Genomic DNA, 24,261 nt, shown 5'->3' with positions numbered 1-24,261 from the left:
CGGGGTTACCCCCTCGGCATCACCTCCACATTGTCGATGAGGCGCACGCCCTCGAGCCAGACGGCGGCGAGGAGGCGGGCGGGGCGGTCGGCGCGGGCAAGCGGCGTCAGATCGCTTTCAGCGCGCAGTTCCAGATATTCAAGGTCGCCAAATCCGGCAGCGGCAATGGCTGCGCGGGCGTCTGCCAGAACAGGCTCAGCCGCTTCGCCGCCGGACAGGCGCTCTGCGGCGGAGAAGAGGACAGAGGGCAGGGCTGCTGCCGCGCTGCGGGCCTGCGCTGACAGGCGCACATTGCGGGAGGACATGGCCAGGCCATCCGCCTCGCGCACCGTCGGGCAGGGGACGATCTCCACCGGGATGTCGAGATCGCGTACCATGCGCTTGACCACTTGCAGCTGCTGGAAATCCTTCTCGCCGAAGAACGCAAGGTCAGCGCCGGTCTGCAGCAGAAGCTTGCTGACGACCGTTGCGACACCATCGAAGTGCCCGGGCCGGTGCGCGCCGCACAGACCTTCGCTGACGCCGCTGACGGAGACATTGGTGGCAAAGCCGTCGGGATAGATCTCTTCCACTTCCGGCGCGTAGAGCACATGGGTGCCGAGCGGCGTGAGCTTGGCCGCATCGCTTTCGACCGTGCGCGGATAGGCGGCCAGATCTGCGGCGTTGTTGAACTGCTTCGGGTTGACGAAGAGGGTGACGATGACCCGGTCGGTGCGGGTGAGGGCGTTGCGCACGAGGCTGAGATGGCCTTCATGCAGCGCGCCCATGGTCGGCACCACGCCAATGGTCAGCCCCTCGCGCCGCCAGCCGGCGGTGCGGGCACGCAGGGCGGCAAGGCGGTTGATCGTCTCAAGGCTCATGCTTTTTCTCCCTTGGAGCGCGGTGCGTCAGCAAAGACATGCTCGGGGCCGGGGAAGCTGCGGGTGCGCACCTCTTCGGCATAGGCGGCAACGGCGGCTTCAGCCGTGTGGCCCAGTTCGGCGTAGCGCTTGACGAAGCGGGGGCGGAAGGCGGTGAACATGCCGAGCATGTCGTCGATGACGAGGATCTGCCCGTCGCAATCCACCGAGGCGCCGATGCCGATGGTTGGAATGGCAAGCTCCTGCGTGATCTGACGCGCGAGGCTGTCCGGCACTTTTTCCAGAACCACGGAAAAGGCGCCGGCCTGCGTCACCGCATGGGCATCGGCCAGAATGCGGGCGCCATCCTCGCCCCGTCCCTGCACCTTGTAGCCGCCAAAAGCGTTGACCGCCTGCGGCGTCAGGCCGATGTGGGCCATGACGGGAATGCCGCGCCGGGTGAGGAAGGCCATGGTTTCCGCCATCGTCTCGCCGCCCTCCAGCTTGACCGCGCCTGCGCCCGTTTCGCTCATCAGCCGGGCAGCGTTGCGGAAGGCCTGTTCCGGGCTCTCCTCGTAGGAGCCAAAGGGCATGTCGATGACGAGAAGAGCCTTTTCGACCCCGCGCCGGACGGCCTGGCCATGCAGGATCATCATGTCCATGGTGACCCCGAGCGTCGATGGCAGGCCATGCAGCACCATTCCGACACTGTCGCCCACCAGGATAATGTCACAGGCGGTGTCGGCGATACGGGCGACAGGGGTGGTGTAGGCGGTGAGGCACACCAGCGGTGTGCCGCCCTTGCGGGCCTTGATGGTGGGCGGCGTCAGGCCGCTGACGGAAGCCGAAGCGCTCATGCTGTACCTCCCAGAGGCCTGAAAGCGGAGGCTGCCGGAAGGTCCGGGCGGGGCCACCGCAGGCCGATGCGTTGCGCATGGCCTGCGTCATTGGCATATTTTCTTGCGCCTGCGAAGTGAATTGTGCGCTGCGATGGTAGAGCCGTGCTCAGAAGCCCCGCTTCAGCGAGCCCAGAACACCGCGCACCAGCGCCCGGCCCAGCGAGGAACCAAGGCTGCGGGCGGCGGACTTCATGCCTGCCTCCAGTGCAGTGTCGCGGGAAGAAGCCCGCTGCCGCCGCTGGGTCTGGCTGTCCTGCCGGGGCCGGTCGTCGCGGCCGAAATCCGGCAGCTGAAAGCCGGTGCGCGTGCGGCGGACAGGCTCCTCCCGGTCATAGGCGCCGGTGCGAAGATCGTCTTCACGCTGGCGCTCCTCGACCCGCGCCTGATCACGCGCGCGCTCGGTCAGCATTTCATAGGCGGATTCCCGGTCGCGGGCGCGCTCGTAAAGGCCAAAGAGAGGACTGGACTGGATGCAGTCGCGCCGCTCCGCCGCGCTGATGGGGCCAAGGCGGGATGAGGGCGGACGGATGAGCGTGCGCTGCACGACAGAGGGCACGCCCTTGCCTTCCAGCGTCGAAACCAGCGCCTCGCCGACGCCCATTTCCATGATGACGCTGCTTGTATCAAGGTTCGGGTTGGGGCGGAAAGTTTCAGCGGCCGCACGCACGGCCTTCTGCTCGCGCGGGGTGAAGGCGCGCAGGGCGTGCTGCACGCGGTTGCCAAGCTGCGCCAGCACCGTTTCGGGCACGTCCATCGGGTTCTGGGTGACGAAATAGACGCCCACGCCCTTGGAGCGGATCAGGCGGACAACCTGCTCGACCTTCTGAAGCAGGGCCTTGGGCGCTTCAGTGAACAGCAGATGGGCCTCGTCGAAGAAGAAGACCAGCTTCGGCTTCTCCGGATCGCCTACCTCGGGCAGCTCCTCGAACAGTTCGGACAGCATCCACAGCAGGAAGGTGGCATAGAGCCGGGGCGAGTGCATCAGCCGGTCGGCGGCCAGAATGTTGATGGTGCCAAGCCCGTCGCGGCTCTGGCGGGCAAAGTCGCGGATGTCGAGGGCAGGCTCGCCAAAAAACTTGTCCGCCCCCTCGCGCTCCAGCACCAGCAGGGCGCGCTGAATGGCACCGACAGAGGCGGAAGAGACATTGCCGTAGATGCGCGACAGTTCGGCCGCCCGTTCGCCCACATGGGCAATCATGGCACGCAGATCCTTCAGATCCAGCAGCAGCAGGCCTTCGTCATCGGCCAGTTCAAAGGCGATGTTCAGCACGCCTTCCTGTGTGTCGTTGAGGTCCAGCATCCGGGCGAGCAGCAGCGGCCCGATCTCCGAGACGGTTGCCCTGAGCGGATGGCCCTGTTCGCCGAACACATCCCAGAACACGGTTGGAAAGCCTTCAAACTCATAGCGGTCAGCAAAGCCGATTTCCTTTGCCCGCTTCAGCAGGAAGTCCTTCGGATCGCCCGGCATGGCAAGCCCGGACAGATCGCCCTTCACATCGGCGCAGAACACCGGAACGCCAGCCTTCGAGAAGCCCTCCGCGAGGATCTGCAGTGTCACCGTCTTGCCGGTGCCGGTGGCGCCGGTGATGAGGCCGTGCCGGTTGGCAAGCTTCAGGTTGAGCACTTCGTCCTTGCCGCTGCCACCAATGAAAATGCTGTCCGTCACGTTTTCCGTCCCCTGGCGTCTGTCTGTCAGTGAGTTCTATCACCGCATGTCGCCCGGTCCAGAGGCAAATCTGCCTCGGGAAAATGTTGCGGCATGGCTGATTGTATTTTCTGACGCAGCGGCTTCAATGGATTGGGGTAGGCGCTGCGGCGCCGCACCGGTGGGAGCCAAAGGGAGTAATGCGCATGTCTTATTCAGTCATCGACATTGAAGGCATCGGCCCTGTCTATGCCGAAAGGCTGCATGCCGTAGGGATCCGGACGACCGCTGATCTGCTTGAGCGTGCCAGTGACCCTAAGGGGCGTGAGGCGCTGGGCGCCGAAACTGGCATCGACCACAAGCGGATCCTGAAATGGGCCAACATGGCCGACCTGATGCGTATCAAGGGCGTTGGAGAGGAATACTCTGAACTGCTGGAAGCTGCCGGTGTCGATACGGTGAAGGAACTGAAGCACCGGGTGCCCGCAAATCTGACCGCGAAAATGGCCGAGGTGAATGCGCTGAAACACCTCGTCCGTCAGGTGCCATCAGAGGCAATGGTGGCCCGCTGGATCGAAGAGGCCAAACAGCTTCCTGCCGTCCTCACATACTGACGGCAGAGCTTTGCAGCTGCCTGACAAACGAAAGGCCCGCCGGATGATGCCGGCGGGCCTTCAAAGTCTTGCTGTGATCCGCACTCAGACGCGGATCTGGCCGTAGCGCAGGGCCTCAACGACCGTATGGGTCTTGTTGGAGGCGTTCAGCTTGACGCTGGCGTTCTGCAGGTGGGCATGCACCGTGCGCTGGGAAATATCCAGCAGCTCGGCGATTTCCCCGGCGGTCTTGCCGAAAGCGGTGAGCTCAAGCACCTTGCGTTCGCGGGTGGACAATGCTCCGGGGCGCTGGGCGGTGATGACGCCCATGTCCTGCAGCTTGACGAAAACGGCTTCCGCGATCATCTCGATGGCTGCCAGAGAGCACTTGTCAGCCTTCAGGCTGGGACCGGCGCAATAGACGAAGGCCTGGAAGGGCTGCAGCTCGGTCACCGGTACGGCGATGATCTGGTAGCCTTCTCCAACCGCAGCCATCAGGCGCGAATGCTGGGTGTCTCCGGCCGAAACAGTCCAGACCGATGCCCGGTCGGAGGCAAGGCCGAGGGACAGGACGGCATCATTGGCCGAGAGCGGCGGGTTGTCACCGGCGCCGGAGCGGGCATCCGGCCAGCGGTAGCGCTGAACAAGGCTTTCGATGGAGCGCTTGGGCATCGGCAGGCCGGTGACGAGGATATGGGTTGCCCCAAGGCGGCGCAGATTTGTCTCCAGAACGTCAAGGACAATCTGGGCAGAGTTAGACTCTGAAATGGTACGCAGCTGCGTGCTGAGTTCAGCTTCATCCATCATTGTGCACATCCATATATAGGCGGCATGAACCGCTTGTTGTTATACTTCCGGTAATACGGAAGTTTGACCTCGTTCGGGTCTGCAGGCCGCTCGCTGTTTTTTGATGGGAAGCGTTTCCGGTCTGCGGGCTGCTGGGAAACAAGAGTTTTGCTTGCCCAGAAGCTTATCTTTGCTTTTAGCCCAGAAACCATAAAAATACCAACCGTAATATGAGCATAGTTTTTGCCAAATCCGCCAATTTGCACTCTGCAAGCGGAGCAATTTGCCAAAGACGGGGGAAGGTGCGCCTTGGCGGCTTCAATCCGGCGGCCGGGCTCGCGAAGGCGAAAAGGCTTCAGCCTTTGGGCGAGCTTGTTTCGCTCTTCTCCAGATGGAATAAAGGTGACATTCCCGAGGAGTTGAGCGTCGTGGCAGAACTGCACCCGGACTGGACACCAGATGAAACCGCTTGGCTGGCGGCCGTTGACAAGGCGCTGAAGGGCGCCCCGCGCGAGCGTCTGGTCGCGCGCAGTGAGGACGGTTTTGCTATCGAGCCGCTGTATGCGCGCAAGGCCGATGCCGCCCCGCGCGCAGGCCGGCAGGCCGGTCAGCCCTGGAAGATCCTGCAGCGCGTTGATCATCCGGATATCGAAACGGCCAACCGGCTCATGCTGGAGGACCTGGCTGGCGGTGCCGATGGCATCGATCTGGTGCTCACCTCATCGGCCAGTGCCTATGGGTTCGGCTGCGGGGCGCAGGACGCGGCAGGCTTCGACCGTCTGTTCGAGGGCGTCTACAGCGATCTCATCACCATTCGCCTCGACGGTGGCTATGAAAACGGATCGGCGCTGACCCTGCTGCTCGGCCATGCCCTGAGAAAGGGGCTCGACCCCTCGCAGCTGAACATCATTTCCTGCAGTGATTATGTCACCAAACTTGTCCTCACGGGCACGCTGAAGAACTCGGTTGCCGTTCTGCGCAAGCGGATGGCCGATCTGGACCGTTTCGCTGCGGATCGCGGCCTGAACGGGCCGCTGATGTGCGGCGATGGCCGCAGCTGGCACAACCGTGGGGCGACAGACGCGCAGGAACTTGCCTGGACGCTGGCAACCGCCCTGCAGTATCTGCGCGACTTTGATGCAGAAGGGGCAGGGGGGGACAACCCAGCCGCCCGCATCAGCATGACGCTGGCTGCCACGGCCGATCAGACCGGCACCATCGCCAAGGCCCGTGCCATCCGGCGGCTCTGGGCCGCGGTGCTGGCGCAAAGCGGCTTGCCGCAGCATCATCTGCAGCTGCACATGGAAACATCCTGGCGGATGCTGACCAAGGCCGATCCATACGTGAACATGCTGCGCAGCACCGTCGCCTGCTTTGCCGCCGGTGCCGGCGGGGCGGACAGCATCACGGTGCTGCCCTTTACCGCCGCCTGCGGCTTGCCGGACAGTCTGGCCCGGCGCGTTGCCCGCAACACGCAAGCCATTCTGATCGAGGAATGCAACCTGCACCGGGTGGCCGATCCGGGTGCCGGTTCTGGCGCCATCGAAGCCCGCACGGACGCTCTGGTGGCTGCGGCCTGGGAGCTGTTTCAGGAAACGGAAGCTGCCGGAGGCATCCTGGAGGCGATGGTTGCGGGCAGCGTGCAGAAGCGCCTGGATGCGGCAAGGGCGGAGCGATGCCAGAAGATTGCCCGGCGGCGCCAGCCGATCACCGGCGTCAGTGCATTCCCTAACCTTAAGGAAGGGCCCGTTCGCGTGCTGTCCGGTGAGCATCTGCTGCTGGATACAGGATCGGCGGCCATTGCCCTGCCCAAGCCGGGGGAGGGGCCGGTGATGCAGAGCATCTTCGAGGCTCTGGAACAGGGCGCAACGCTGACCGACATCATGGCTTCCCGCCCGTTGATCGACAACATTCAGCTGCTGGCACTGTTCCCCCGGACGGAGCGCCTGTCCGAGCCATTCGAGCACCTGCGGGAGGCTGCAGCCCTGACCAATCCGGCAGGGCGCACCGTTTTCCTGGCGGTTCTGGGGCCGCTGGCGGATTTCACCGCAAGGGCAACCTGGGCCAAGAACTTCTTCGAGGCGGGCGGCCTGCCGGTGACCGGCGGGGCTGAGACAGATGGCATCGGCGCCACCGTCGAGGCCTGGCGCGCCAGCGGGGCGCCGCTGGTCTGCCTCGTCTCTTCCGACAAGATTTATGCCGCGCAAGGCGCGGAAGCGGCCGCTGCCCTGTCTGCCGCCGGGGCCAGGCACATCTATCTGGCCGGAAAGCCGGGTGAACTGGAAGCGCCGTTGAAGGATGCGGGTGTCGGCGTCTTTGTCTTTGAGGGCTGTGCCATGCTGGACATCCTTGCCAATGCGCACCGGCGTCTTGGATTGCCGGTTGCGGCGGAAACATCAGGGGAGGGGCTGCTGTGAGCCGTATTCCGAATTTTGCCGACCGCCCGTTCCGTGACGCACTGGGCAAGGCCGAAGCGCCTGAGGGCCTGGACAGCTGGATGACGCCGGAGGGCATCGCCGTGCCGCCGGTGCCAACAGCTGCCGATCTTGAGGGCCTCCCGCATCTCGACAGCTACCCCGGCCTGCCGCCTTTCGTGCGCGGGCCTTACCCCACCATGTATGTGCAGCAGCCCTGGACCGTGCGCCAGTATGCGGGCTTCTCCACGGCGGAGGATTCCAACGCCTTCTACCGGCGCAATCTGGCGGCCGGACAGAAGGGGCTTTCCGTCGCCTTCGACCTTGCCACCCATCGCGGCTATGACAGCGACCACCCGCGTGTGGCCGGGGACGTGGGCATGGCGGGCGTGGCCATCGACAGCATCTTCGACATGCGCACGCTGTTTTCCGGCATTCCGCTGGACCAGATGAGCGTGTCCATGACCATGAACGGTGCCGTGCTGCCGGTGCTGGCGCTCTATATCGTTGCCGCCGAAGAGCAGGGCGTGGCACAGAACCTGCTGTCGGGGACCATCCAGAACGACATCCTGAAGGAGTTCATGGTCCGCAACACCTACATCTACCCGCCCGCGCCCTCGATGCGGATCATTTCGGACATTTTTGCCTATACCTCGCAGAACATGCCGAAATTCAACTCCATCTCCATTTCCGGCTATCACATGCAGGAGGCCGGGGCGACGGCGGATCTGGAGCTGGCCTATACCATCGCCGACGGCATCGAATATGCCCGCGCCGGGGTGGCGGCAGGCATGGACATTGACCAGTTCGCGCCGCGCCTGTCGTTCTTCTGGGCCATCGGCATGAACTTCTTCATGGAAGTGGCCAAGCTGCGTGCCGCGCGCCTGATCTGGGCGCAGCTGATGCAGCAGAACTTTGCGCCGAAGAGTGACAAGTCCCTGTCGCTGCGCACCCATTCGCAGACTTCCGGCTGGTCGCTGACGGCGCAGGATGTCTACAACAACGTCATCCGCACCTGTGTGGAGGCAATGGCGGCGACGCAAGGCCACACGCAGTCGCTGCATACCAACGCGCTGGATGAGGCGCTGGCCCTGCCGACCGACTTTTCCGCCCGCATCGCCCGCAACACCCAGTTGTTCCTGCAGCAGGAAAGCGGCACCACCAGCCCCATCGACCTGTGGGGCGGGTCCTTCCATGTGGAGAAGCTGACGGCTGACCTCGCCGCCAAGGCCATGGCGCATATCACCGAAGTCGAGGCGCTGGGCGGCATGGCCAAGGCCATCGAAAAGGGCATTCCGAAGCTGCGCATCGAGGAGGCCGCCGCCAAGACGCAGGCGCGCATCGACAGCGGCGCGCAGACCGTGGTGGGCGTCAACAAGTACAAGCCGGACTTTGAAGAGCCCATCGAGGTTCTGAAGGTGGACAACGCGCAGGTGCGCGCCATGCAGATCGAAAAGCTGCAGCGCCTCAAGGCCGAGCGCAACGAGGCCGAAACACAGGCCGCGCTGGCCGCCCTTACCGCCTGCGCTGCCTCCGGCGAAGGCAACCTGCTGGATCTTTCCGTCAAGGCGGCAAGGGCGAAGGCGACGGTGGGCGAAATCAGCCTGGCGATGGAGCAGGTGTTTGGCCGCCACAAGGCGGAGATCCGCTCCATTTCCGGCGTCTACAAGCGCGAGGCAGGAGCCATGTCGGACAAGGTGGGCAAGGTGCAGAAGCTCGTCGAGGCCTTCGAGGAAAACGACGGGCGCCGCCCGCGTATCCTCGTCGCCAAGATGGGGCAGGACGGCCACGACCGCGGCCAGAAGGTGATCGCCTCCGCCTTTGCTGATCTCGGCTTCGACGTGGACATCGGTCCGCTGTTTGCAACGCCTGAGGAAGCCGCCCGGCAGGCGGTGGAAAACGACGTGCATGTGGTGGGCGTCTCGTCGCTGGCCGCCGGCCACCTCACCCTGGTGCCCGCCCTGAAGGCGGCACTGGCCGCTGAAGGGCGCGAGGACATCATGATCGTCGTCGGCGGCGTCGTCCCCCCGCAGGACTACGACGCCCTCTACGCCTCCGGCGCCACCGCCATCTTCCCCCCCGGCACCGTCATCGCCGACGCCGCCGTGGACCTCATCGCCAAGTTGAACGCGAGGCTGGGGTATGAGGGGAGTGCGGCGGCGTAGCGGCTCAGATTCCTCACAAAGCTGGTGTTCTCTCCTTCGTCATGGCCGGGCTTGTCCCGGCCATCTGCAGGTCAACGGCTTGTGCAGATCCTCGGTACAACGCCGGGGAGGGCGATGGAGGGGCAAAGGTATTCGGTTTTGGAGCCACCGTTGCCTTGTGTGCCGGCAATGCCTCAAGCTGCGTCAGTTGGCGTTGCGCCAGAGTTCGATGCTGCGAAGGCGGGATCTCATGCCTTGCAGGGTTGAGTGCACCAGCTCTTCAGGAAAGGAGCCGGGCAGTGAAGAGATGCAGGCCTGCGCGGCTGCGTGGCCTGTGTCGAGCAGCGTTTCGAGTTCCCGGGCGATGATGGCCGGATCAAAGTCACACCGTCCTGCCGTCTGAAGGAAGTGGCGGGGTGTGATGCTGGCGATCTTGTAGTGATTGCGGTCCCCTGCCGAAATGGCCATCTTGAACCTGCTGATATCCACCTGACCGGCATCAACGCTCGGCTGTGCTGTCAGCACATCATACAGCGGGGTCAGCTGGTAGCGGCCTCCGGTCAGCAGGAAGATACTGAAGTTCTTGGCGTGGCCATCCGTTGCTCCAATCAGCCAGAAGACGATCTGAGCCTTGAGGTAGGCGCGTTGATCCTCCTCCGGCCTATCGCAGCCCTTCAGCAGCGTCATGACAGCTTGATTGTCCGGCCCGCCATCCGCCTGGTATTTGCGCTCGGGCGGTACGGACAGCGCCTGACACATATCCTCCTGCGGCAGCCGCAGCAGGCGGCCATCAGCTGTCCAGAAGCGGTCGAAACGCTCAATGACAAGGGCCTTGGTGCCAGCAAAGTCCACGATCCCGGCATTGGCTACCGGGAGGCCGAAAGCCGCACAGAGGCGCAGGCAGAGATATTCATTCTCGACGCTGTTGCTGAGGTCGATGCCGCCCGGAATCTGGCCGATCTGAGGCTTGATGATATGCGTCGTGGGTGTCGTCCCCTGGGGGATCATCCATTGCCCGGCATGGCGCAGCAAGGCGGTCTTTTCCTGCGCGCCTGCAATTGAAATCCTGAACGCGTCCTCGCCATCCATGCCTAGCGGGGCCATCTTGAGGGCTGCGATCTTCCGGGCGATACCTTCATTGCTGATCGGGTGGCCGGAGATGGTTCCGGCCTTGCCCGGATCAGCATCCTCTGCAAGGAATTGAAGCGCTCCAACGCAGTCGCCGCCGATCTTGCTGAGCAGGCTGTAGGCATCCGTGCCGTGCGCCTTCACCCTTGCAGCGACCTGACGGCGTATTCCGATGTTGTCCGGCAGCAGGTTTTCAAAGAAGGAAATGACGGCAGCACCGGAATAGCGCTCTTCGCGCAAGGGGAGGGACAGGGAGACCGGAAAGGCATGTTCCCAATCCAGCCAGTCCCTTTCATAGCTGAACAAGACGGCGCCGTTGGCTTCCTGCATGAACAGACCTGCCCTGCGCCCGTTGATCAGCACCTGTAGCGGAGGGTTTTGCCTCTTGCGCGCCATTCAGAAGATGTCCTCGAAGCTGACCGGGGAGGTGGTGCGCTCCTGGATGACGAGTTCGAGATTGAGGGCGGAGAGAACGTCAGTCAGCGTTTTCAGCTGGGCGCCGCCTTCACCCTTTTCCAATTGAGAGATTGTCGCCTGCCGCAGGCCGGTCTTTTGACCAAGCTGGGCTTGTGTCAGGCCTTTCAGTTTGCGCTGCCGCCGTATGGCGGCGCCAATCTGGAATGGGATGCGGACAATGGTGCTCATGAAGCCTCGCAGGCGCTGCTGCTCATCCTATACGCCCCAGCGTATCAAAATAATTTATACGCTACAAGGTATAAAATTACGTTATACGCAGCGGCGTATAAATGAAAATAATACGCTTTAGCGTATGTATGGCACTGACTTGCTTGAATGCTGGTGTCAGGCCAAACGGGCACCCCGTTGGATGCAGAACCAGACCCTGCCAGACGTGAGCAGATCGTACCGGCCGGACGGCCCGAAAGACCGCAGATCTGGCGGCATCCTGGGTGATTTCGGCGCATTGTTTTGCCGGCATGGTGCGATGAAGGGCTGATCGGGCCTTTGTGTCCGCAGTCCTGCAGCCGAGGTTGATTGGAACATGCCGCCCATAGTCGAACGCATTCCGAGCGATGAACGCCTTCCGGCTGAGGCCGATGCCGTCATTGTGGGCGGGGGCATCCTCGGCGCCACCGCTGCCTATTTCCTGGCAAAGCGGGGCCTCTCTGTGGCGCTGCTCGAGAAGGGGCACATTGCCTGCGAACAATCGAGCCGGAACTGGGGCTGGTGCCGCCAGCAGAACCGCGACAGGCGGGAGTTGCCGCTCTCGGTGATCTCCATGCGGCTGTGGGACGAGCTGACCCGGGACATCAATCGGGATCTCGGCTTCCGGCGTTGCGGCCTTGTTTATGCGACCCATGACGAAGCGGTGCTCGCCGGCTGGGAAAAATGGCGTGAAGTCGCCAGAGACTATGGCGTCGGCACCCGCGTGCTCAGCCGGGCCGAGCTGGCCGAGCGGGTTCCCGAGACGCGTGGCAAATGGGTTGGCGGCACCTATTCGGAGCACGATGGCAAGGCCGAACCGGCACTCGCCGCGCCAGCCATCGCGGAAGGGGCCAGAGCTTTGGGCGCCACGATCCATCAGGGATGCGCCGCCCGGGGGATTGATCTGGCCAATGGCAGGATCGCCGGTGTGCACACGGAGAAGGGCTATATCAAGACCAGCGCCGTGCTGTGTTCGGCGGGTGCCTGGTCCTCGCGGTTCCTGAGGCCGCTTGGGGTCAGCTTCCCGCAGGCAAGCATCCGCCAGACTGCGCTGCGCTCCGCCCCGACGATCAATATCGGCGAGGCAATTTCCACGCCCTATTGCACGATCACGCGCCGGCTGGATGGAAGCTACACACTTGCCATCAGCGGCAAGGCGAACCTCGAGATCACACCCCAGGCCATCCGCTACAGCCGGGAATTCATGCCGCAGTTCATCCGCCGGCTGAAGAATGTCAAACTCGGCATTGGCAAGTCGTTCCTGTCCGGGCCGGATTCACTGTCTGCCCTGCTGGCCAGCGACGACCGGATCTTCGAGAAGAACCGGGAGTTGGACCCGCCGCCGTTGAAGTGGCTGATCCGCCAGGTGGTGGAGAGCGTCAGCAAGACCTTCCCCCAGCTGGAGGGCATCAAGATCGAAAGTGCCTGGGGCGGCTTCGTCGATTGTACGCCGGACGCCGTGCCTGTGGTCTCCAAGGTGGACAAGGTGGAGGGGCTGGTGCTCGCGGCGGGCTGTTCGGGCCATGGCTTTGGTCTGGGGCCGGGGCTGGGCTATCTGGCCGCGGAACTCATCGTCAACGACACGCCCAGCGTCGATCCGGCGCCGTTCCGCCTGTCGCGTCTGGTTGATGGCTCGAAGCTGGACGTCTCCGCCATCTGAGGGAGGCTGGAAGACGGCATGCCCGTGCGGGCGGCCCGGATACTGGCCGGGGGAGCTGGCATCCGCCGTTTTCCCGGCCCGGTGTGTCAGTCCTGCGGCGTCCGGGTGCCCGTTCCTCGATGACGCCGCCGATCTGGGTGACCTTCAGAGTGCCAGCTTCGATCTCCTGCCGCGCGTGCTGGAAATCACCGATCTGGACGGATTGGGACAACAGATCGCAGAAGAGGCGTGCCCGCGGATAAAGAGCGGCTGGCAACTCGTGCTTGCCGTGACAATGATATCGGCGGCGGCGGTCCGGTAGGGGTTGACCTTGCCGCCCTCAAGCACGGCGCGCAGCCGGCCGGTCCGCTGGCCGAGCTGTACGATGGTTGAATTGTGCTGCGGCAGGCCGCTGGCCGGGGCAGTGCCAGGGCGGCCGTGTCAGGGCGGCCGTGTCAGGGCGGTGGTGTCAGGGGGCAGACTGCATCTTTGCCCGCGCTGCCGCCGCCAATTGTGCCGATTGAACGGCAAAAACGAATGATTCCACTGGCTTGGCTGCGGCAAACGGCAGGGGCGCCTGGCCGGGGAGTGTCATTTTGTCCGTGACTTCAGCCGAAGCCGGACCTTGTTGCACCTTATGACAGCCCGGAGCGTGAGAGAAACGGCAGCCGGCACGATCATCAGTGCGGCCCAGTCCTAGCCATAGCCTTGGGGCCTGCGCAGCGTTGCGGCAATGGCGTGCGGCTCTTCCAGAGTCTGCTTGCGCCGCAGGACGGTCCTCAGGTCCGTCCCTGAAAACCAATCTTTCGGCCGGTGATGAGGATCGTGCCAAGCATGCAAACCGCAGAACAAGCCAGCTCTTACCCGCCATCGATCCACGATCTCGTCACGCCATCGTTTCTGCTCGGCCGCAGCAAGCTCGGCCGCAACATCACCCGGCTGGCGGATCATGCGAGGAAACTGGGCGTGATCCTGCGCCCGCATATGAAGACCGCAAACAGCATTGATGTGGCACGGCGTGTCTTTCCGGATGGGCCGGGGCCGATCACCGTCTCAACGGTTGCCGAGGCCGAGTATTTCGGCAGCCATGGTTATCGTGACATGACTTATGCAGTGGGCCTGTCGCCGGCTTCTGCCCTGCGCGCCATGAAACTTTGCGCCCGCACCGGCGCAGAACTCAAACCGCTGCTCGACACGGTGGAACAGGCCGATGCCCTGGCTGCGGTACGCGAGGCGGCCGGTATCGAGGCGCGCTGGGAACGCATTCGCGGCTGGTGAAAGCCGCCGCCACGACAAGAGGCAAGAAGCAAGATGAAACTGACAGCTGGCGGGGCGGCGTCCCCGCTCACGCACCTCGCCGATAACGGCCATCTCGGCCTTTTCTACATCGGCGGCCAATGGGTTTCCCCCAAGGGCGCTGCCCACGCCGATGTGGTCAATCCGGCCACCGAAGAGATCATCGCGCGGGTTCCGCTCGGAAACGGCGCTGATGTGGATGCTGCGGTGGCTGCCGCGCGGCGGGCGTTCCCCAGCTGGAGCCGGACGCAGCCGGGCGAACGCGCTGCGCTGCTGGAACGTCTGCAGCAGCAGCTCGAGGCGCAGAGCGAACGCATCGCGCAGTGCCTCAGCCTCGAAATGGGGGCGGCGATCAGTTACGCGCGGAGCGCCCAGGTGCCGCTGGCCATCGCCCATGTGAAGGCCGCAAGGGAGATCCTCGCAGACTTCCAGTTCATCGAACGGCGCGGTCAGACCGCCATTGCACGCGAGGCAATCGGCGTGTGCGCGCTGATTACGCCGTGGAACTGGCCGCTCTACCAGATCACGGCCAAGGTGGCTCCGGCCCTTGCTGCGGGCTGCACCGTGGTGCTGAAGCCGAGCGAACTGTCGCCGCTGAGTGCGCTGCTGTTCGCCGAAGCCATCGAGCAGGCGGGCTTCCCGGATGGCGTGTTCAACCTCGTCCACGGCAACGGTCCGGACGTTGGGGCCGCGCTCGCCTCGCACCCCGATGTCGACATGATCTCCATAACCGGCTCCACCCGCGCCGGCATTGCGGTGGCCCAGGCTGCTGCAATGACGGTGAAGCGCGTGGCCCAGGAACTCGGGGGCAAATCTCCCAACGTTATCTTGCCGGATGCCGATCTTGCGCGTGCGGTTCCCCCCGGCGTTGCTGCCAGCTTCCGCAATCTGGGGCAATCTTGCAGCGCACCGACCCGCATGATCGTGCCGCGCGAGCGGCTGGCAGAAGTCGAGGCGCTCGCCGTCAAGGCTGCAGCCGAGGTCGTTGTCGGGGATCCCTTTGTGGAAACGGCAACGCACGGGGCCATCGCCAATCGCGCCCAGTTTGACCGCATCCAGACCATGATCGGCGCGGCCATTGCCGAAGGCGCCAAGCTGCTGGCGGGCGGGCCGGGACGACCGGATGGCCTCAAGGCCGGGTTCTTCGTCAAGCCAACCATCTTCTCAGACGTGCGCACGGATATGCGGATCGCACAGGACGAGGTCTTCGGGCCCGTGCTCTGCATCCTTCCCTATGACACTGTCGAGGAAGCCATCGCCATCGCCAACGACACGGTCTATGGCCTCGGAGCTCATGTTCAGGGCAGCGACATGGATCTGGTCCGGCATGTGGCATCGCAGATCCGCTCCGGCCAGGTACACCTGAACTATCCGGCCTGGGACCCCCACGCCCCGTTTGGCGGCTACAAGCAGTCCGGCAACGGGCGCGAATATGGCCTTGAGGGCATGCTGGAATATCTCGAAGTCAAGTCGGTGCTGGGGTACTATCAGGACGCCTAGGTCCGGCCGCTTCTGTTGTTGTTTGTTGACAGCGTCCGGACACACCGTGCCGGACGCTGTCTGCTTTTGTGAGGGCAGTGTGAGCGGCGAGCAGACTGCTGGCTGGTCAGGTGTTTGGCCCCACGACGCGGGATCTTTGACCTGTTGCAGCGGTTTGGATGGGATGGGCGGATCAGGGTTCCCGCGTACCCCTGCCTGGAACTGACCTAACGTCCTGAATTGCATGACCAAACCGTCATTTCGGCGGTTAGATCAGAAAATCTGATCAATGCAATCAGAAGATACGAATTTTGCTAATTCCAGCAAGTGGGTAACGTGATGTCGCTGGCGCTGTTCCTGAAGAGGGAACGTTGGCTGATCCCCGCTGAAGCGGGGCAGAGTTCTGAGTGGAATTTCCGGGCAGCGTACCCCGCCGCTGCCTGCCGAAGGAGAGGGCGGCGCGCCGTGCCGCCCTGCAGACGTGCCTCAGGCGGCAGAGATGCTGCCGGGGCCAATGTTCGGGCGGTCGGCTGTACCGCTTGGGGTAAACACAGGCGGCGTCTGGCCGCCTCAAGAACCATATGGACCGGAGAGAGACAATGGACGCGACGAATGCCAGCAAGGCAGGCAAGTGCCCGGTGATGCACGGTGGCAACACCGCCACCGGCAATTCGAACATGGAGTGGTGGCCGAACACCCTCAACCTCGACATCCTGCATCAGCATGACGCCAAGTCCAACCCGCTGGGCAAGGACTTCAACTACCGCGACGAGCTGAAGAAGCTGGATGCAGAGGCGCTGAAGGCCGATGTGAAGGCGCTTCTCAAGGACAGCAAGGACTGGTGGCCGGCTGACTGGGGCCACTACGGCGGCCTGATGATCCGCCTTGCCTGGCACTCGGCCGGTTCTTACCGCCTGGCCGATGGCCGTGGCGGCGGCGGTTCTGGCAACATCCGTTTTGCTCCGCTCAATTCCTGGCCGGACAACGCCAGCCTCGACAAGGCCCGCCGCCTGCTGTGGCCGGTGAAGAAGAAATACGGCAACAAGATCTCCTGGGCCGACCTCATCCTCCTCTCCGGCACCTTGGCCTATGAGGACATGGGTCTGAAGACCTTCGGCTTCTCGTTTGGCCGTGAGGACATCTGGCATCCGGAAAAGGACACCTACTGGGGTGCGGAAAAGGAATGGCTGGCGCCGTCCGACAACCGCTATGAGGACGTGACCAAGCCGGAGACCATGGAGAACCCGCTGGCCGCCGTGCAGATGGGCCTCATCTACGTGAATCCGGAAGGCGTCAACGGCAAGCCGGACCCGCTGGCCACTGCCGCCCAGGTGCGCGAGACCTTCGCCCGCATGGCCATGAACGACGAGGAAACCGCAGCGCTGACCGCTGGTGGCCACACCGTCGGCAAGGCCCATGGCAATGGCGATGCCGGTGCGCTCGGCGTTGAGCCGGAAGCGGCAGGCATCGAGAACCAGGGCCTCGGCTGGGTCAACCCGAACCACACGGGACGTGCCAGCGACAACATCACCTCGGGTATCGAAGGTGCATGGACCACCAATCCGACCGTGTTCGACATGGGCTACTTCGATCTGCTGTTCGGCTATGAGTGGGAACTGACCCGCAGCCCGGCAGGGGCCCAGCAGTGGCAGCCGGTCGGCATCAAGGAAGAGCATATGCCGGTCGACTCGACGGACCCGTCCGTCCGCCGCATGCCGATGATGACCGATGCCGACATGGCCATGAAGATGGATCCGAAGTACCGGGCCATCTGCGAAAAGTTCATGGCTGATCCGGAGTACTTCAAGGACACCTTCGCCCGCGCCTGGTTCAAGCTGACCCACCGCGACATGGGCCCGAATGTGCGCTACATCGGCCCGGATGCGCCGAAGGAAGACCTGATCTGGCAGGACCCGATCCCGGCTGGCCCGAAGAACTACGACATCGGCGCCATCAAGTCGAAGATCGCCGCCAGCGGGCTTTCGGTTGCCGAACTGGTGTCCACCGCCTGGGACAGCGCCCGCACCTATCGCGGCTCTGACATGCGCGGCGGTGCCAACGGTGCCCGCATCCGCCTTGCCCCGCAGAAGGACTGGGAAGGCAACGAGCCGGCCCGTCTTGCCAAGGTGCTGGGCGTGCTGGAGCCGATCGCCAAGGCCTATGGCGCAAGCCTCGCTGACGTGATCGTGCTGGCAGGCAGCGTGGGGATCGAGAAGGCTGCCAAGGCCGCCGGTTTCGATGTCTCCGTGCCCTTTGCTCCGGGCCGTGGTGATGCCACTGCCGAGATGACCGACGCGGACTCCTTCAGCGTGCTGGAGCCGATCCATGACGGCTTCCGCAACTGGATGAAGAAGGACTATGTGGTTTCGCCGGAAGAGCTGCTGCTCGACCGCGCCCAGCTGATGGGGCTGACCGGTCCGGAAATGACCGTTCTCCTCGGCGGCATGCGCGTTCTGGGCACCAATCACGGCGGCTCCAAGCATGGCGTGTTCACGGACCGCGAAGGGGCGCTGACGGCGGACTTCTTCGTCAACCTGACCGACATGGCCTACACTTGGAAGCCGGCTGGCAAGAACCTCTACGAAATCCGCGACCGCAAGACCGGCGCGGTGAAGTGGACGGCGACCCGTGTGGATCTGGTGTTCGGTTCCAACTCGATCCTGCGCGCCTATGCCGAGATCTATGCCCAGGATGACGCGGCAGAGAAGTTCGTGAAGGACTTCGTGGCTGCCTGGGTCAAGGTGATGAATGCAGACCGCTTCGACCTGACGGCCTGATCTGATCCGTCCGGTCACGGAAACAAAACACGCGGCGCTCCGGGAAACCGGGGCGCCGTTTTGTGTCTTCATGTGGAGGCTTGTCACGGCAGAATGTGCGGCGCCGAAGGACCTGCGCGAATCCGCATGGTTGCGGCCTGGTTGGCCAGCTGACTGGCTTCAGATCTGAAGACCCTGATGCCGGCTGGCGAGCATTGGCTGGCCCGTCAGGCTGAGGGCAGCCTGGCGGCCGTGATGCCATAGAACGCTGGCTGGGCAAACCGTCTGATCCTGCTCGTCCAGCACCAGAACGCGGGGCGGCAGGGTGACTTTCACCTCGATGAGGGCGCCTGTCTCGCCGCTTTCCGCATCAAACAGGGTGCAGGGCGTGATGTCCGCGCCGTCTTCCGTCTTCAGGCGGCCGCCGCGCATCCGGGCCCTTAAGGCTGGCTTGAGCTGCGGCGGGCGGAAACGGTGGCCTGTACGGGCCGGGGTTGCGCGGGTCATGGTTTGTCCAAATGGCAATAGCGGCGCGCAGCATGCGCAGCCGTTCATCCTCCTGTCAGTTATCACAGGGTTAGACGCCTTAACTTGCCCGGAGCTTGCCGGAATGGCGGTCAGACCAGAAACGGCAGGCCCGTCAGGTCCGACAGAACGGCGCTGGGGGCCAGGTCCGGATATTCGTCCGGCTGGGCGGTGCGGTTCATCCAGACGGTGCGGAAGCCATAGGCGGTGGCGCCTGCAATGTCCCAGCGGTTCGAGGACTGGAAGGAAATCGCCTCCGGATAGACCCGGAAGTGGTTCGTGACCAGTTCATAGACGCGCGGATCGGTCTTGTAGGTGCGCAGGTCATGCACCGAGAAGATCTCGTCCAGAAGCTCGGTGATGCCGGCAGCCTTGGCCGCTGATTCCAGCATGGACGGCGTGCCGTTGGACAGGATGGCGAGCCGCGCCCCGGCCTGTTTCAGGCTGGTGAGCACTTCCGGCACTTCCGGATAGCAGTCCAGCGCCCAGTAGGCGTTGAGAAGGTCGGCCCTGAGGCCCCGGTCGGCGGAGGGGAAGAGATTGAAGGTGGTGTCGAGCGCCTGCTCGGTCAGCACCCAGAAGTCCTCGTAGCGCTGCATGAGGGCGCGGACCCAGGAATATTCCAGCTGCTTCTGCCGCCACACGAAGGAAAAGGTCTGCGCGTCGGGCCCCAGTTTCGCAGCATGTTTGCGCACGGCGGCGTGAACATCAAAAAGGGTGCCGTAAGCGTCAAAGACATAGGCCGAATGGGCCATCGGGATGCTCCGTGGGGTCGCAGGACAAGATCCGCCGTCAGCTTTCCTGAACAGCGTCCGAACATATGCCGATCATTTGCCGGGATGCAATCAGGACAAAGGGTAAAGGCCGATATCGCTGTTGACCTGAACAGCGGACGCTGGAGCACTTTCGATGAAGACGCTGCCATCGAAAGTGCTCTTTCCGTTCATTTCACGCAATTCCAGCCGCAGAACCGGTTCTAGTTTTTTGCTCTGGCCGGGCTGTTCAGGGCACTGCGACGAGCCGTCCGCTGCCATCGCGCTGCTTTCCAACGATGAGCCGGAAGAACACATAGATTGTGTGCAGCACATCAATGGCCAGAAGCAGAAGGCCAATCAGGATGAGGTTCGTGCCCTGGGCAGGTGCCACGAGAAGGCAGAAGATCCAGAGCGCGAAGAGCCCAAGGTCGAACAGGCCGTGCAGGATGTTGCCGAGGTAGAAGTGATGGAGCCCCATCACGCCGAAAACGCCGCACAGGGCAACCCCAACGCCGTAGCTCTTGTCACTGACGTTCTCTGCCTGTGCTTTGCCTGCTTCCGGCTGGGGGGAACCGCAATGCGGGCAGAAATGCGCCCGGAAAGCGATCTTGTCCCCGCAGTGGATGCAGAAGCTCCATCCGCCGCCCTGCGGCTCTGTGCGGGGCTCACTCATCGGCGGAGCGGCAGCCCCTGCTTGTCCTTGTAGGACCCGACGATGATCATGATCAGGTCAATGAGCGACCAGATGCCAAGGCCGCCGAGCGTCAGGATCATGAGGATGCCGGTGCCGATCTTGCCGGTGTAGAAACGGTGGATGCCGAAGGTGCCGAGGAAGAAGCAAAGCAGAGCCGCAGCAACCATGCTCTTCTCGGAAACAGGCGTTGCGGCCAATGCGTTCGGTGCGCCGCACTTGGGGCAGGACGGTGCCGTTGACGCAATCTGATGGCCGCAGGTGCCACAGAAAATCATGGACGGATTGGCACCCATGCCAGAATTGGGAACCGAAACGGTGCTCGACGACATTTGAAGACCTCTGATCGAAAATTGAGTTGCTTTTCGCAACAAGCGGACGGGTCTTAACACGGTGAAAGCTGCAGGGTCATGTCCGCAGGATCACAAATTGCAGGTTTCCGGCTGGTAGTCACAGCTTCTCCACCGCCCGGCCTGAACCTTCAGCCCGGCAGCGCGATGGCGCCGTTTTCATCCACGGTCCAGAACGGGTTGAAGGCGCTGTTCCAAGATCTGGCTTCCTGTGAGGGGGAGGTTTCAGCGGGTAACGATGAGCGTGGCACCCGTTCCGGCCATGACAGCTCCGGCGGTGCGGTTGACCCGGCGCACGACGGCAGGGCTGCGCAGCAGGCGGCGGGCGCGCATGGTGAGGAGAATATGCCCGCCGATGACCACCACTTCAACCGCCAGAATGACGGCGGCAAGCTCCAGCACACTCAACGGGGTGAGGGCGGTTCCGGCCACATTGGGCAGAAGCGCCACATAAAACAGCGGCATCTTCGGATTGCCGAGGTTGAGGGCAATGCCGGTGGCGAAGGCGGACAGGAGATTGCCGCTGCCGGTGGGCTGCAGCGCTGGCACCACCGGCTCCGCTGTCCACAGGCGGATGCCGGTCCAGATCAGCCACAGGGCGCCGGCGTAGCGCAGCACGGTCATGGCCGTGCCCATTTCCGAGGCCAGCAGCGACAGGCCGAAGGCGGCAAGGCAGAGGAAAATGAGGATGCCCGCCACGGTGCCTGCCCCATAGGCAAGACCGGAAGCGGTCCCATGCGACAGGGTGCGGGCGATGATGGTCATGTTGTCCGGGCCGGGGCTGGCGGCAAAGACGAAGAAGGCGGCAGCAAAGGCAAGAAGCGTGGAGAGGTCCATGGTCAGTCCTCCGGATAGCGCCAGGCGAGGGGCGGGCAGACGGAGGATCAGGCGGAATCCGTGAAAGATCAAAGGCTTTGTGAGCCGGGAAGTAGACAGTGCAGATAGCTGCGCGGATCAATTTTCCTGCAAGGCCGCTTTTCAGGAATGAGAGCCTGTCCGGGCGCGGCCTTGCCGGAGCAAGTCTTCCGATTTTTGGGTGAAGGGCGTCAAACGGTTGACCTTGCCTTTTTCCGGGCGTTTGTTCGCTGGCAGTGAAAAATACAGCGGAGGGCGCGCAAGATGAGCGGCTGGAGTGAGACCTGGACCTATGTGGATGGCGCCTGGCATGAGGGCAATCCGCCGCTGATGGGGCCGCGCACCCATGCGGCCTGGCTGGGATCTTCGGTCTTTGACGGGGCCCGGTTCTTCGAGGGCGTGACGCCGGATCTCGACCTGCATTGCCAGCGCGTGAATGATTCGGCTGTTGCCCTTGGTCTCAAGCCCACCGTCAGTGTTGGCGAAATGATCGAGATGACCCGTGAGGGCGTCGCCAAGTTCAAACCGGGCAGTGCCATCTACATCAAGCCGATGTATTGGGCGGAAGGCGACGGGCCGGGGGTGATTGTGGGTGATCCTGACAGCACCCGGTTCTGCCTGTGCCTGTTCGAGGCGCCGATGGCGCCGGCCGGTGCTTCCTTCTCCATCACCCTGTCCCCGTTCCGCCGCCCGACCATGGAAACCATGCCGGTGAATGCCAAGGCAGGCTGCCTTTATCCCAACAACGCCCGCGCCATGGCCGAAGCCAAGGGCCGCGGCTTTGACAATGCGGTGGTGCTGGACATGCTGGGCAATGTGGCCGAGCTGACCAGTGCCAACATCTTCATGGTCAAGGACGGGGCGTTGCATACGCCTGCGCCGAATGGAACATTCCTCAATGGCATCACGCGCCAGCGGGTGATCCAGCTGCTGCGCAAGGCGGGCCATGCGGTGCATGAGCGCACCATTGGTTATCGTGAGTTCCAGGAGGCGGACGAGATCTTCTCGACCGGCAACTACTCCAAGGTGGTGCCGGTGAACCGCATCGAGGAGCGCAGCTTGCAGCCGGGTCCGGTGGCAGCCAAGGCGCGGGAACTCTATTGGGACTTCGCCCACGGCTGAAGATTCGGCTGATCACTGCTGCCGGGCAGGGATAAGCACCAGTCCGGCAGCCAGCAGCAGGCAGAGGGCGGCCCCTGCCGAAGGCAGGGCAAAGCTGCCGGTGCTGCCTGCGGCAAAGCCAGCAAGGCTGGGCCCCAGCATCTGGCCAAGGCCGAAACTGGCGGTCATCAGTGCGATGGTGCGGCGAGGATCGCCGGTGGACAGCCGGCGGGCCTCGATAAGACCCAGCGCGGTGATGCCCATGAAGGTAGCGCCGAGCAGAAACGCCGCCAGCAGGATGCCTGCGGGACCGGCCGCCGTGACGCTGAGGGCAACGCCGCAAGCCTCAATCACACAGGCCAGCGCATAGGCACGCGGCACGCCGGTGCGGGCGGCTATCCGGTTCCAGATGAAAATGGACGGGGCCGCGGCGAGGCCGACGATCAGCCAGAGATAGGGTTCGGCCGTTGCCAGCGCCGGATCGGAGCGGGCGATCACGGCGATGAAGGTGGCCGTCACCACATAGCCTATGCCGAAAAGCCCGTAGGCTGCGATCAGCTGAGGCAGTCCGGCGGGAAGGCGGCGGGGGCCGGTTTTCGCGGGGGCTGCTGGGGCTGTATCGGGTGCGCCCGGCACCATCCATGCGATAATTGCCGTCAGTGCCAGACTGATGACGCCGCAGCCCGTCCACAAGCCCTGCCAGTCTGCGCCCATGGCGGCAAGGCCGGAGACGATGAGGGCAGAGCCCGCAATCCCCGCACCAACGCCCGAGAAATAGAGCGCCGACAATCCGGGCCGTCCGGCCTGCGCCAGCCGGTCGAGGATGAGTGTTGCGGAGAAAACGAAGGCGAATGCGCTGGCAAGACCCGCCAGAAACCGCAGCAGCATGAAGGCCGGAACGCTGTCCGTCCAGGCCATGGCGAAGGAAAGGGCAGAGCTGGCAATCAGCGAGCCGAGAAACCACACCCGGCGGCCACCGGGCAGGGAACCGGACGAGGCTGCAAGCGCCCCCAACAGATAGCCGAGGAAATTGGCAGAGGCGATCAGTCCGCCGTCTGCCTTGCTGAGAGGCACCTGCGCGATCATGAAAGGCAGCACGGGCGTGTAGACGAAACGCCCGATGCCCATGGCCGCCGCCAGCGACAGCAGGCCGCCGAGAGCAAGATGGACGGGGGAGGCAGTAGAAGGGGCGGCAGATGTCACGGATGGGCTCCGGCTGGCAGGTGAGCCGACACTAGACCAGCTCTGCCGCCCGGCGAAGCCCCTCAAGTGGATGAGGAAGCCTGAAGGACGGGGCTGTCCAGCATCAATGTCCTGTTCCATCAGGCTGTATCTGGCGCAGATAAACCAGAAGGAAGTCAACTTCCGCCTGCCGCTTGAGCCCAGCAAAGGCCATGCGTGTGCCGGGCACAGCTGCCGCCGGATCCTGAAGGAACAGGGCAAGAAAGGCCTCGTCCCATACCTTTCCTTCCGCCCCGAGGGCGGCCATGGCAGTTGAATACTGGAAACCGGGCTCGGAGCCTATCGTCTTGCCGACAATGCCGTTGAGGCCAACACCGGCTGAGGTAACGCCTGCATCTGGCCCAACCTTGTGGCAGATGGCGCATTTGGCGAAGACCTTGCGGCCCTTGGCGGCGTCATCCGCAGCTTGGGCGGTGAGCGTCCCGGCCATGAGCAGAGTCAAAGCTGTGAAGAGTGGCCTC

General features: G+C 63.7%; 22 protein-coding genes. 8 read left to right on the top strand and 14 right to left on the bottom strand.

Going from position 1 to position 24,261, the window contains the following annotated elements; translation table 11 throughout:
- Positions 1-5 precede the first annotated feature (5 nt).
- The 3 genes from panC to H163_RS0101840 all read right to left on the bottom strand — a co-directional run bounded on the left by panC (position 6) and on the right by H163_RS0101840 (position 3,404).
- Positions 6-860, bottom strand: a complete 855-nt coding sequence (gene panC / locus H163_RS0101850; protein ID WP_019962838.1) for a pantoate--beta-alanine ligase — start codon at positions 858-860, stop codon at positions 6-8.
- A complete protein-coding gene (gene panB / locus H163_RS0101845; protein ID WP_019962837.1) occupies positions 857-1,696 on the bottom strand; it encodes a 3-methyl-2-oxobutanoate hydroxymethyltransferase in 840 nt (279 codons plus the stop codon). The genes panC and panB overlap by 4 nt, the downstream gene beginning before the upstream one ends.
- 148 nt (positions 1,697-1,844) lie before the next feature.
- A complete protein-coding gene (locus H163_RS0101840; protein ID WP_019962836.1) occupies positions 1,845-3,404 on the bottom strand; it encodes a helicase HerA-like domain-containing protein in 1,560 nt (519 codons plus the stop codon).
- Between the two features lie 185 nt (positions 3,405-3,589).
- Here H163_RS0101840 and H163_RS0101835 point away from each other — a divergent pair, with 185 nt between their 5' ends.
- Positions 3,590-3,997 (top strand): DUF4332 domain-containing protein, encoded by a 408-nt coding sequence (locus tag H163_RS0101835; RefSeq protein WP_026355344.1) that lies wholly within the window; start codon positions 3,590-3,592, stop codon positions 3,995-3,997.
- Between the two features lie 84 nt (positions 3,998-4,081).
- Here H163_RS0101835 and H163_RS0101830 read toward each other — a convergent pair whose 3' ends face one another.
- Positions 4,082-4,783 carry a helix-turn-helix transcriptional regulator gene (locus tag H163_RS0101830; protein WP_019962834.1) on the bottom strand — a complete coding sequence of 234 codons (702 nt, stop codon included), beginning with the start codon at positions 4,781-4,783 and terminating at the stop codon, positions 4,082-4,084.
- A 407-nt stretch (positions 4,784-5,190) separates the two neighbouring features.
- Between H163_RS0101830 and H163_RS0101825 the strand changes: the two genes are divergently transcribed.
- Together H163_RS0101825 and scpA are read left to right on the top strand one after the other, a co-directional pair.
- Positions 5,191-7,179 carry a methylmalonyl-CoA mutase family protein gene (locus tag H163_RS0101825; protein WP_244296058.1) on the top strand — a complete coding sequence of 663 codons (1,989 nt, stop codon included), beginning with the start codon at positions 5,191-5,193 and terminating at the stop codon, positions 7,177-7,179.
- Complete coding sequence (gene scpA / locus H163_RS0101820; RefSeq protein WP_019962832.1) at positions 7,176-9,341, top strand: methylmalonyl-CoA mutase; 2,166 nt, start codon at positions 7,176-7,178, stop codon at positions 9,339-9,341. Before H163_RS0101825 ends, scpA begins: the two co-directional genes overlap by 4 nt.
- Positions 9,342-9,524: 183 nt before the next feature.
- Here scpA and H163_RS0101815 read toward each other — a convergent pair whose 3' ends face one another.
- Positions 9,525-10,844 carry a type II toxin-antitoxin system HipA family toxin gene (locus tag H163_RS0101815; protein ID WP_026355343.1) on the bottom strand — a complete coding sequence of 440 codons (1,320 nt, stop codon included), beginning with the start codon at positions 10,842-10,844 and terminating at the stop codon, positions 9,525-9,527.
- Entirely contained in the window at positions 10,845-11,093 is a 249-nt protein-coding gene (locus tag H163_RS0101810; RefSeq protein ID WP_019962830.1) for a helix-turn-helix domain-containing protein, read from the bottom strand. It abuts the gene before it with no gap.
- Positions 11,094-11,448: 355 nt separating this feature from the next.
- Between H163_RS0101810 and H163_RS0101805 the strand changes: the two genes are divergently transcribed.
- The 4 genes from H163_RS0101805 (at position 11,449) to katG (ending at position 18,302) form a co-directional block, all read left to right on the top strand.
- Entirely contained in the window at positions 11,449-12,771 is a 1,323-nt protein-coding gene (locus H163_RS0101805; protein WP_019962829.1) for an NAD(P)/FAD-dependent oxidoreductase, read from the top strand.
- Positions 12,772-13,584: 813 nt separating this feature from the next.
- The gene (locus H163_RS0101800; protein ID WP_019962827.1) at positions 13,585-14,028 is read left to right on the top strand and encodes a type III PLP-dependent enzyme domain-containing protein; all 444 of its coding nucleotides are present in this window, start codon (positions 13,585-13,587) and stop codon (positions 14,026-14,028) included.
- 33 nt (positions 14,029-14,061) lie between these two features.
- On the top strand, positions 14,062-15,546 hold the full coding sequence (locus tag H163_RS0101795; RefSeq protein ID WP_019962826.1) for an aldehyde dehydrogenase family protein: 1,485 nt from the start codon (positions 14,062-14,064) through the stop codon (positions 15,544-15,546).
- Between the two features lie 578 nt (positions 15,547-16,124).
- The gene (gene katG, locus H163_RS0101790) at positions 16,125-18,302 is read left to right on the top strand and encodes a catalase/peroxidase HPI (protein WP_019962825.1); all 2,178 of its coding nucleotides are present in this window, start codon (positions 16,125-16,127) and stop codon (positions 18,300-18,302) included.
- 159 nt (positions 18,303-18,461) lie between these two features.
- Here the strand turns inward: katG and H163_RS21960 are convergent, their stop codons facing one another.
- From H163_RS21960 to H163_RS0101765, 6 genes are all read right to left on the bottom strand, one after another.
- The gene (locus H163_RS21960) at positions 18,462-18,788 is read right to left on the bottom strand and encodes a hypothetical protein (RefSeq protein ID WP_147290399.1); all 327 of its coding nucleotides are present in this window, start codon (positions 18,786-18,788) and stop codon (positions 18,462-18,464) included.
- 110 nt (positions 18,789-18,898) lie between these two features.
- Entirely contained in the window at positions 18,899-19,561 is a 663-nt protein-coding gene (locus H163_RS0101780) for a haloacid dehalogenase type II (RefSeq protein ID WP_019962823.1), read from the bottom strand.
- Positions 19,562-19,651: 90 nt separating this feature from the next.
- Positions 19,652-19,840, bottom strand: coding sequence for a hypothetical protein (locus H163_RS24240; protein ID WP_147290400.1), 189 nt, complete (start codon positions 19,838-19,840; stop codon positions 19,652-19,654).
- Complete coding sequence (locus H163_RS23530) at positions 19,809-20,234, bottom strand: TM2 domain-containing protein (protein ID WP_019962822.1); 426 nt, start codon at positions 20,232-20,234, stop codon at positions 19,809-19,811. The genes H163_RS24240 and H163_RS23530 overlap by 32 nt, the downstream gene beginning before the upstream one ends.
- Entirely contained in the window at positions 20,231-20,584 is a 354-nt protein-coding gene (locus H163_RS0101770) for a zinc-ribbon domain and TM2 domain-containing protein (protein ID WP_019962821.1), read from the bottom strand. The genes H163_RS23530 and H163_RS0101770 overlap by 4 nt, the downstream gene beginning before the upstream one ends.
- 243 nt (positions 20,585-20,827) lie before the next feature.
- Positions 20,828-21,439, bottom strand: a complete 612-nt coding sequence (locus H163_RS0101765) for a LysE family translocator (RefSeq protein WP_019962820.1) — start codon at positions 21,437-21,439, stop codon at positions 20,828-20,830.
- A gap of 282 nt (positions 21,440-21,721) precedes the next feature.
- Between H163_RS0101765 and H163_RS0101760 the strand changes: the two genes are divergently transcribed.
- Positions 21,722-22,579, top strand: a complete 858-nt coding sequence (locus H163_RS0101760; protein ID WP_019962819.1) for a branched-chain amino acid aminotransferase — start codon at positions 21,722-21,724, stop codon at positions 22,577-22,579.
- A 12-nt stretch (positions 22,580-22,591) separates the two neighbouring features.
- Here the strand turns inward: H163_RS0101760 and H163_RS0101755 are convergent, their stop codons facing one another.
- Positions 22,592-23,761: a YbfB/YjiJ family MFS transporter gene (locus H163_RS0101755; protein ID WP_026355341.1), complete on the bottom strand. Its 1,170-nt coding sequence runs from the start codon at positions 23,759-23,761 to the stop codon at positions 22,592-22,594.
- 103 nt (positions 23,762-23,864) lie between these two features.
- Positions 23,865-24,230 carry a c-type cytochrome gene (locus tag H163_RS0101750; protein WP_019962817.1) on the bottom strand — a complete coding sequence of 122 codons (366 nt, stop codon included), beginning with the start codon at positions 24,228-24,230 and terminating at the stop codon, positions 23,865-23,867.
- Between the last annotated feature and the right edge of the window lie 31 nt (positions 24,231-24,261).

Source organism: Pannonibacter phragmitetus DSM 14782 (assembly GCF_000382365.1).
Lineage (GTDB): Bacteria > Pseudomonadota > Alphaproteobacteria > Rhizobiales > Stappiaceae > Pannonibacter > Pannonibacter phragmitetus.
Note: the sequence above shows the minus strand (reverse complement) of the source record. Positions and strands in the feature narration are given on the sequence as shown.

What these genes read in the sequence shown, in the direction of transcription:
- panC (WP_019962838.1), bottom strand. Translation starts at nt 860, where the DNA reads ATGAGCCTTGAGACGATCAACCGCCTTGCCGCCCTGCGTGCCCGCACC.
- panB (WP_019962837.1), bottom strand. Translation starts at nt 1,696, where the DNA reads ATGAGCGCTTCGGCTTCCGTCAGCGGCCTGACGCCGCCCACCATCAAG.
- H163_RS0101835 (WP_026355344.1), top strand. Translation starts at nt 3,590, where the DNA reads ATGTCTTATTCAGTCATCGACATTGAAGGCATCGGCCCTGTCTATGCC.
- H163_RS0101830 (WP_019962834.1), bottom strand. Translation starts at nt 4,783, where the DNA reads ATGATGGATGAAGCTGAACTCAGCACGCAGCTGCGTACCATTTCAGAG.
- H163_RS0101815 (WP_026355343.1), bottom strand. Translation starts at nt 10,844, where the DNA reads ATGGCGCGCAAGAGGCAAAACCCTCCGCTACAGGTGCTGATCAACGGG.
- H163_RS0101810 (WP_019962830.1), bottom strand. Translation starts at nt 11,093, where the DNA reads ATGAGCACCATTGTCCGCATCCCATTCCAGATTGGCGCCGCCATACGG.
- H163_RS0101805 (WP_019962829.1), top strand. Translation starts at nt 11,449, where the DNA reads ATGCCGCCCATAGTCGAACGCATTCCGAGCGATGAACGCCTTCCGGCT.
- H163_RS0101800 (WP_019962827.1), top strand. Translation starts at nt 13,585, where the DNA reads ATGCAAACCGCAGAACAAGCCAGCTCTTACCCGCCATCGATCCACGAT.
- H163_RS0101795 (WP_019962826.1), top strand. Translation starts at nt 14,062, where the DNA reads ATGAAACTGACAGCTGGCGGGGCGGCGTCCCCGCTCACGCACCTCGCC.
- katG (WP_019962825.1), top strand. Translation starts at nt 16,125, where the DNA reads ATGGACGCGACGAATGCCAGCAAGGCAGGCAAGTGCCCGGTGATGCAC.
- H163_RS21960 (WP_147290399.1), bottom strand. Translation starts at nt 18,788, where the DNA reads ATGACCCGCGCAACCCCGGCCCGTACAGGCCACCGTTTCCGCCCGCCG.
- H163_RS0101780 (WP_019962823.1), bottom strand. Translation starts at nt 19,561, where the DNA reads ATGGCCCATTCGGCCTATGTCTTTGACGCTTACGGCACCCTTTTTGAT.
- H163_RS24240 (WP_147290400.1), bottom strand. Translation starts at nt 19,840, where the DNA reads ATGGCAGCGGACGGCTCGTCGCAGTGCCCTGAACAGCCCGGCCAGAGC.
- H163_RS23530 (WP_019962822.1), bottom strand. Translation starts at nt 20,234, where the DNA reads ATGAGTGAGCCCCGCACAGAGCCGCAGGGCGGCGGATGGAGCTTCTGC.
- H163_RS0101770 (WP_019962821.1), bottom strand. Translation starts at nt 20,584, where the DNA reads ATGTCGTCGAGCACCGTTTCGGTTCCCAATTCTGGCATGGGTGCCAAT.
- H163_RS0101765 (WP_019962820.1), bottom strand. Translation starts at nt 21,439, where the DNA reads ATGGACCTCTCCACGCTTCTTGCCTTTGCTGCCGCCTTCTTCGTCTTT.
- H163_RS0101760 (WP_019962819.1), top strand. Translation starts at nt 21,722, where the DNA reads ATGAGCGGCTGGAGTGAGACCTGGACCTATGTGGATGGCGCCTGGCAT.
- H163_RS0101750 (WP_019962817.1), bottom strand. Translation starts at nt 24,230, where the DNA reads ATGGCCGGGACGCTCACCGCCCAAGCTGCGGATGACGCCGCCAAGGGC.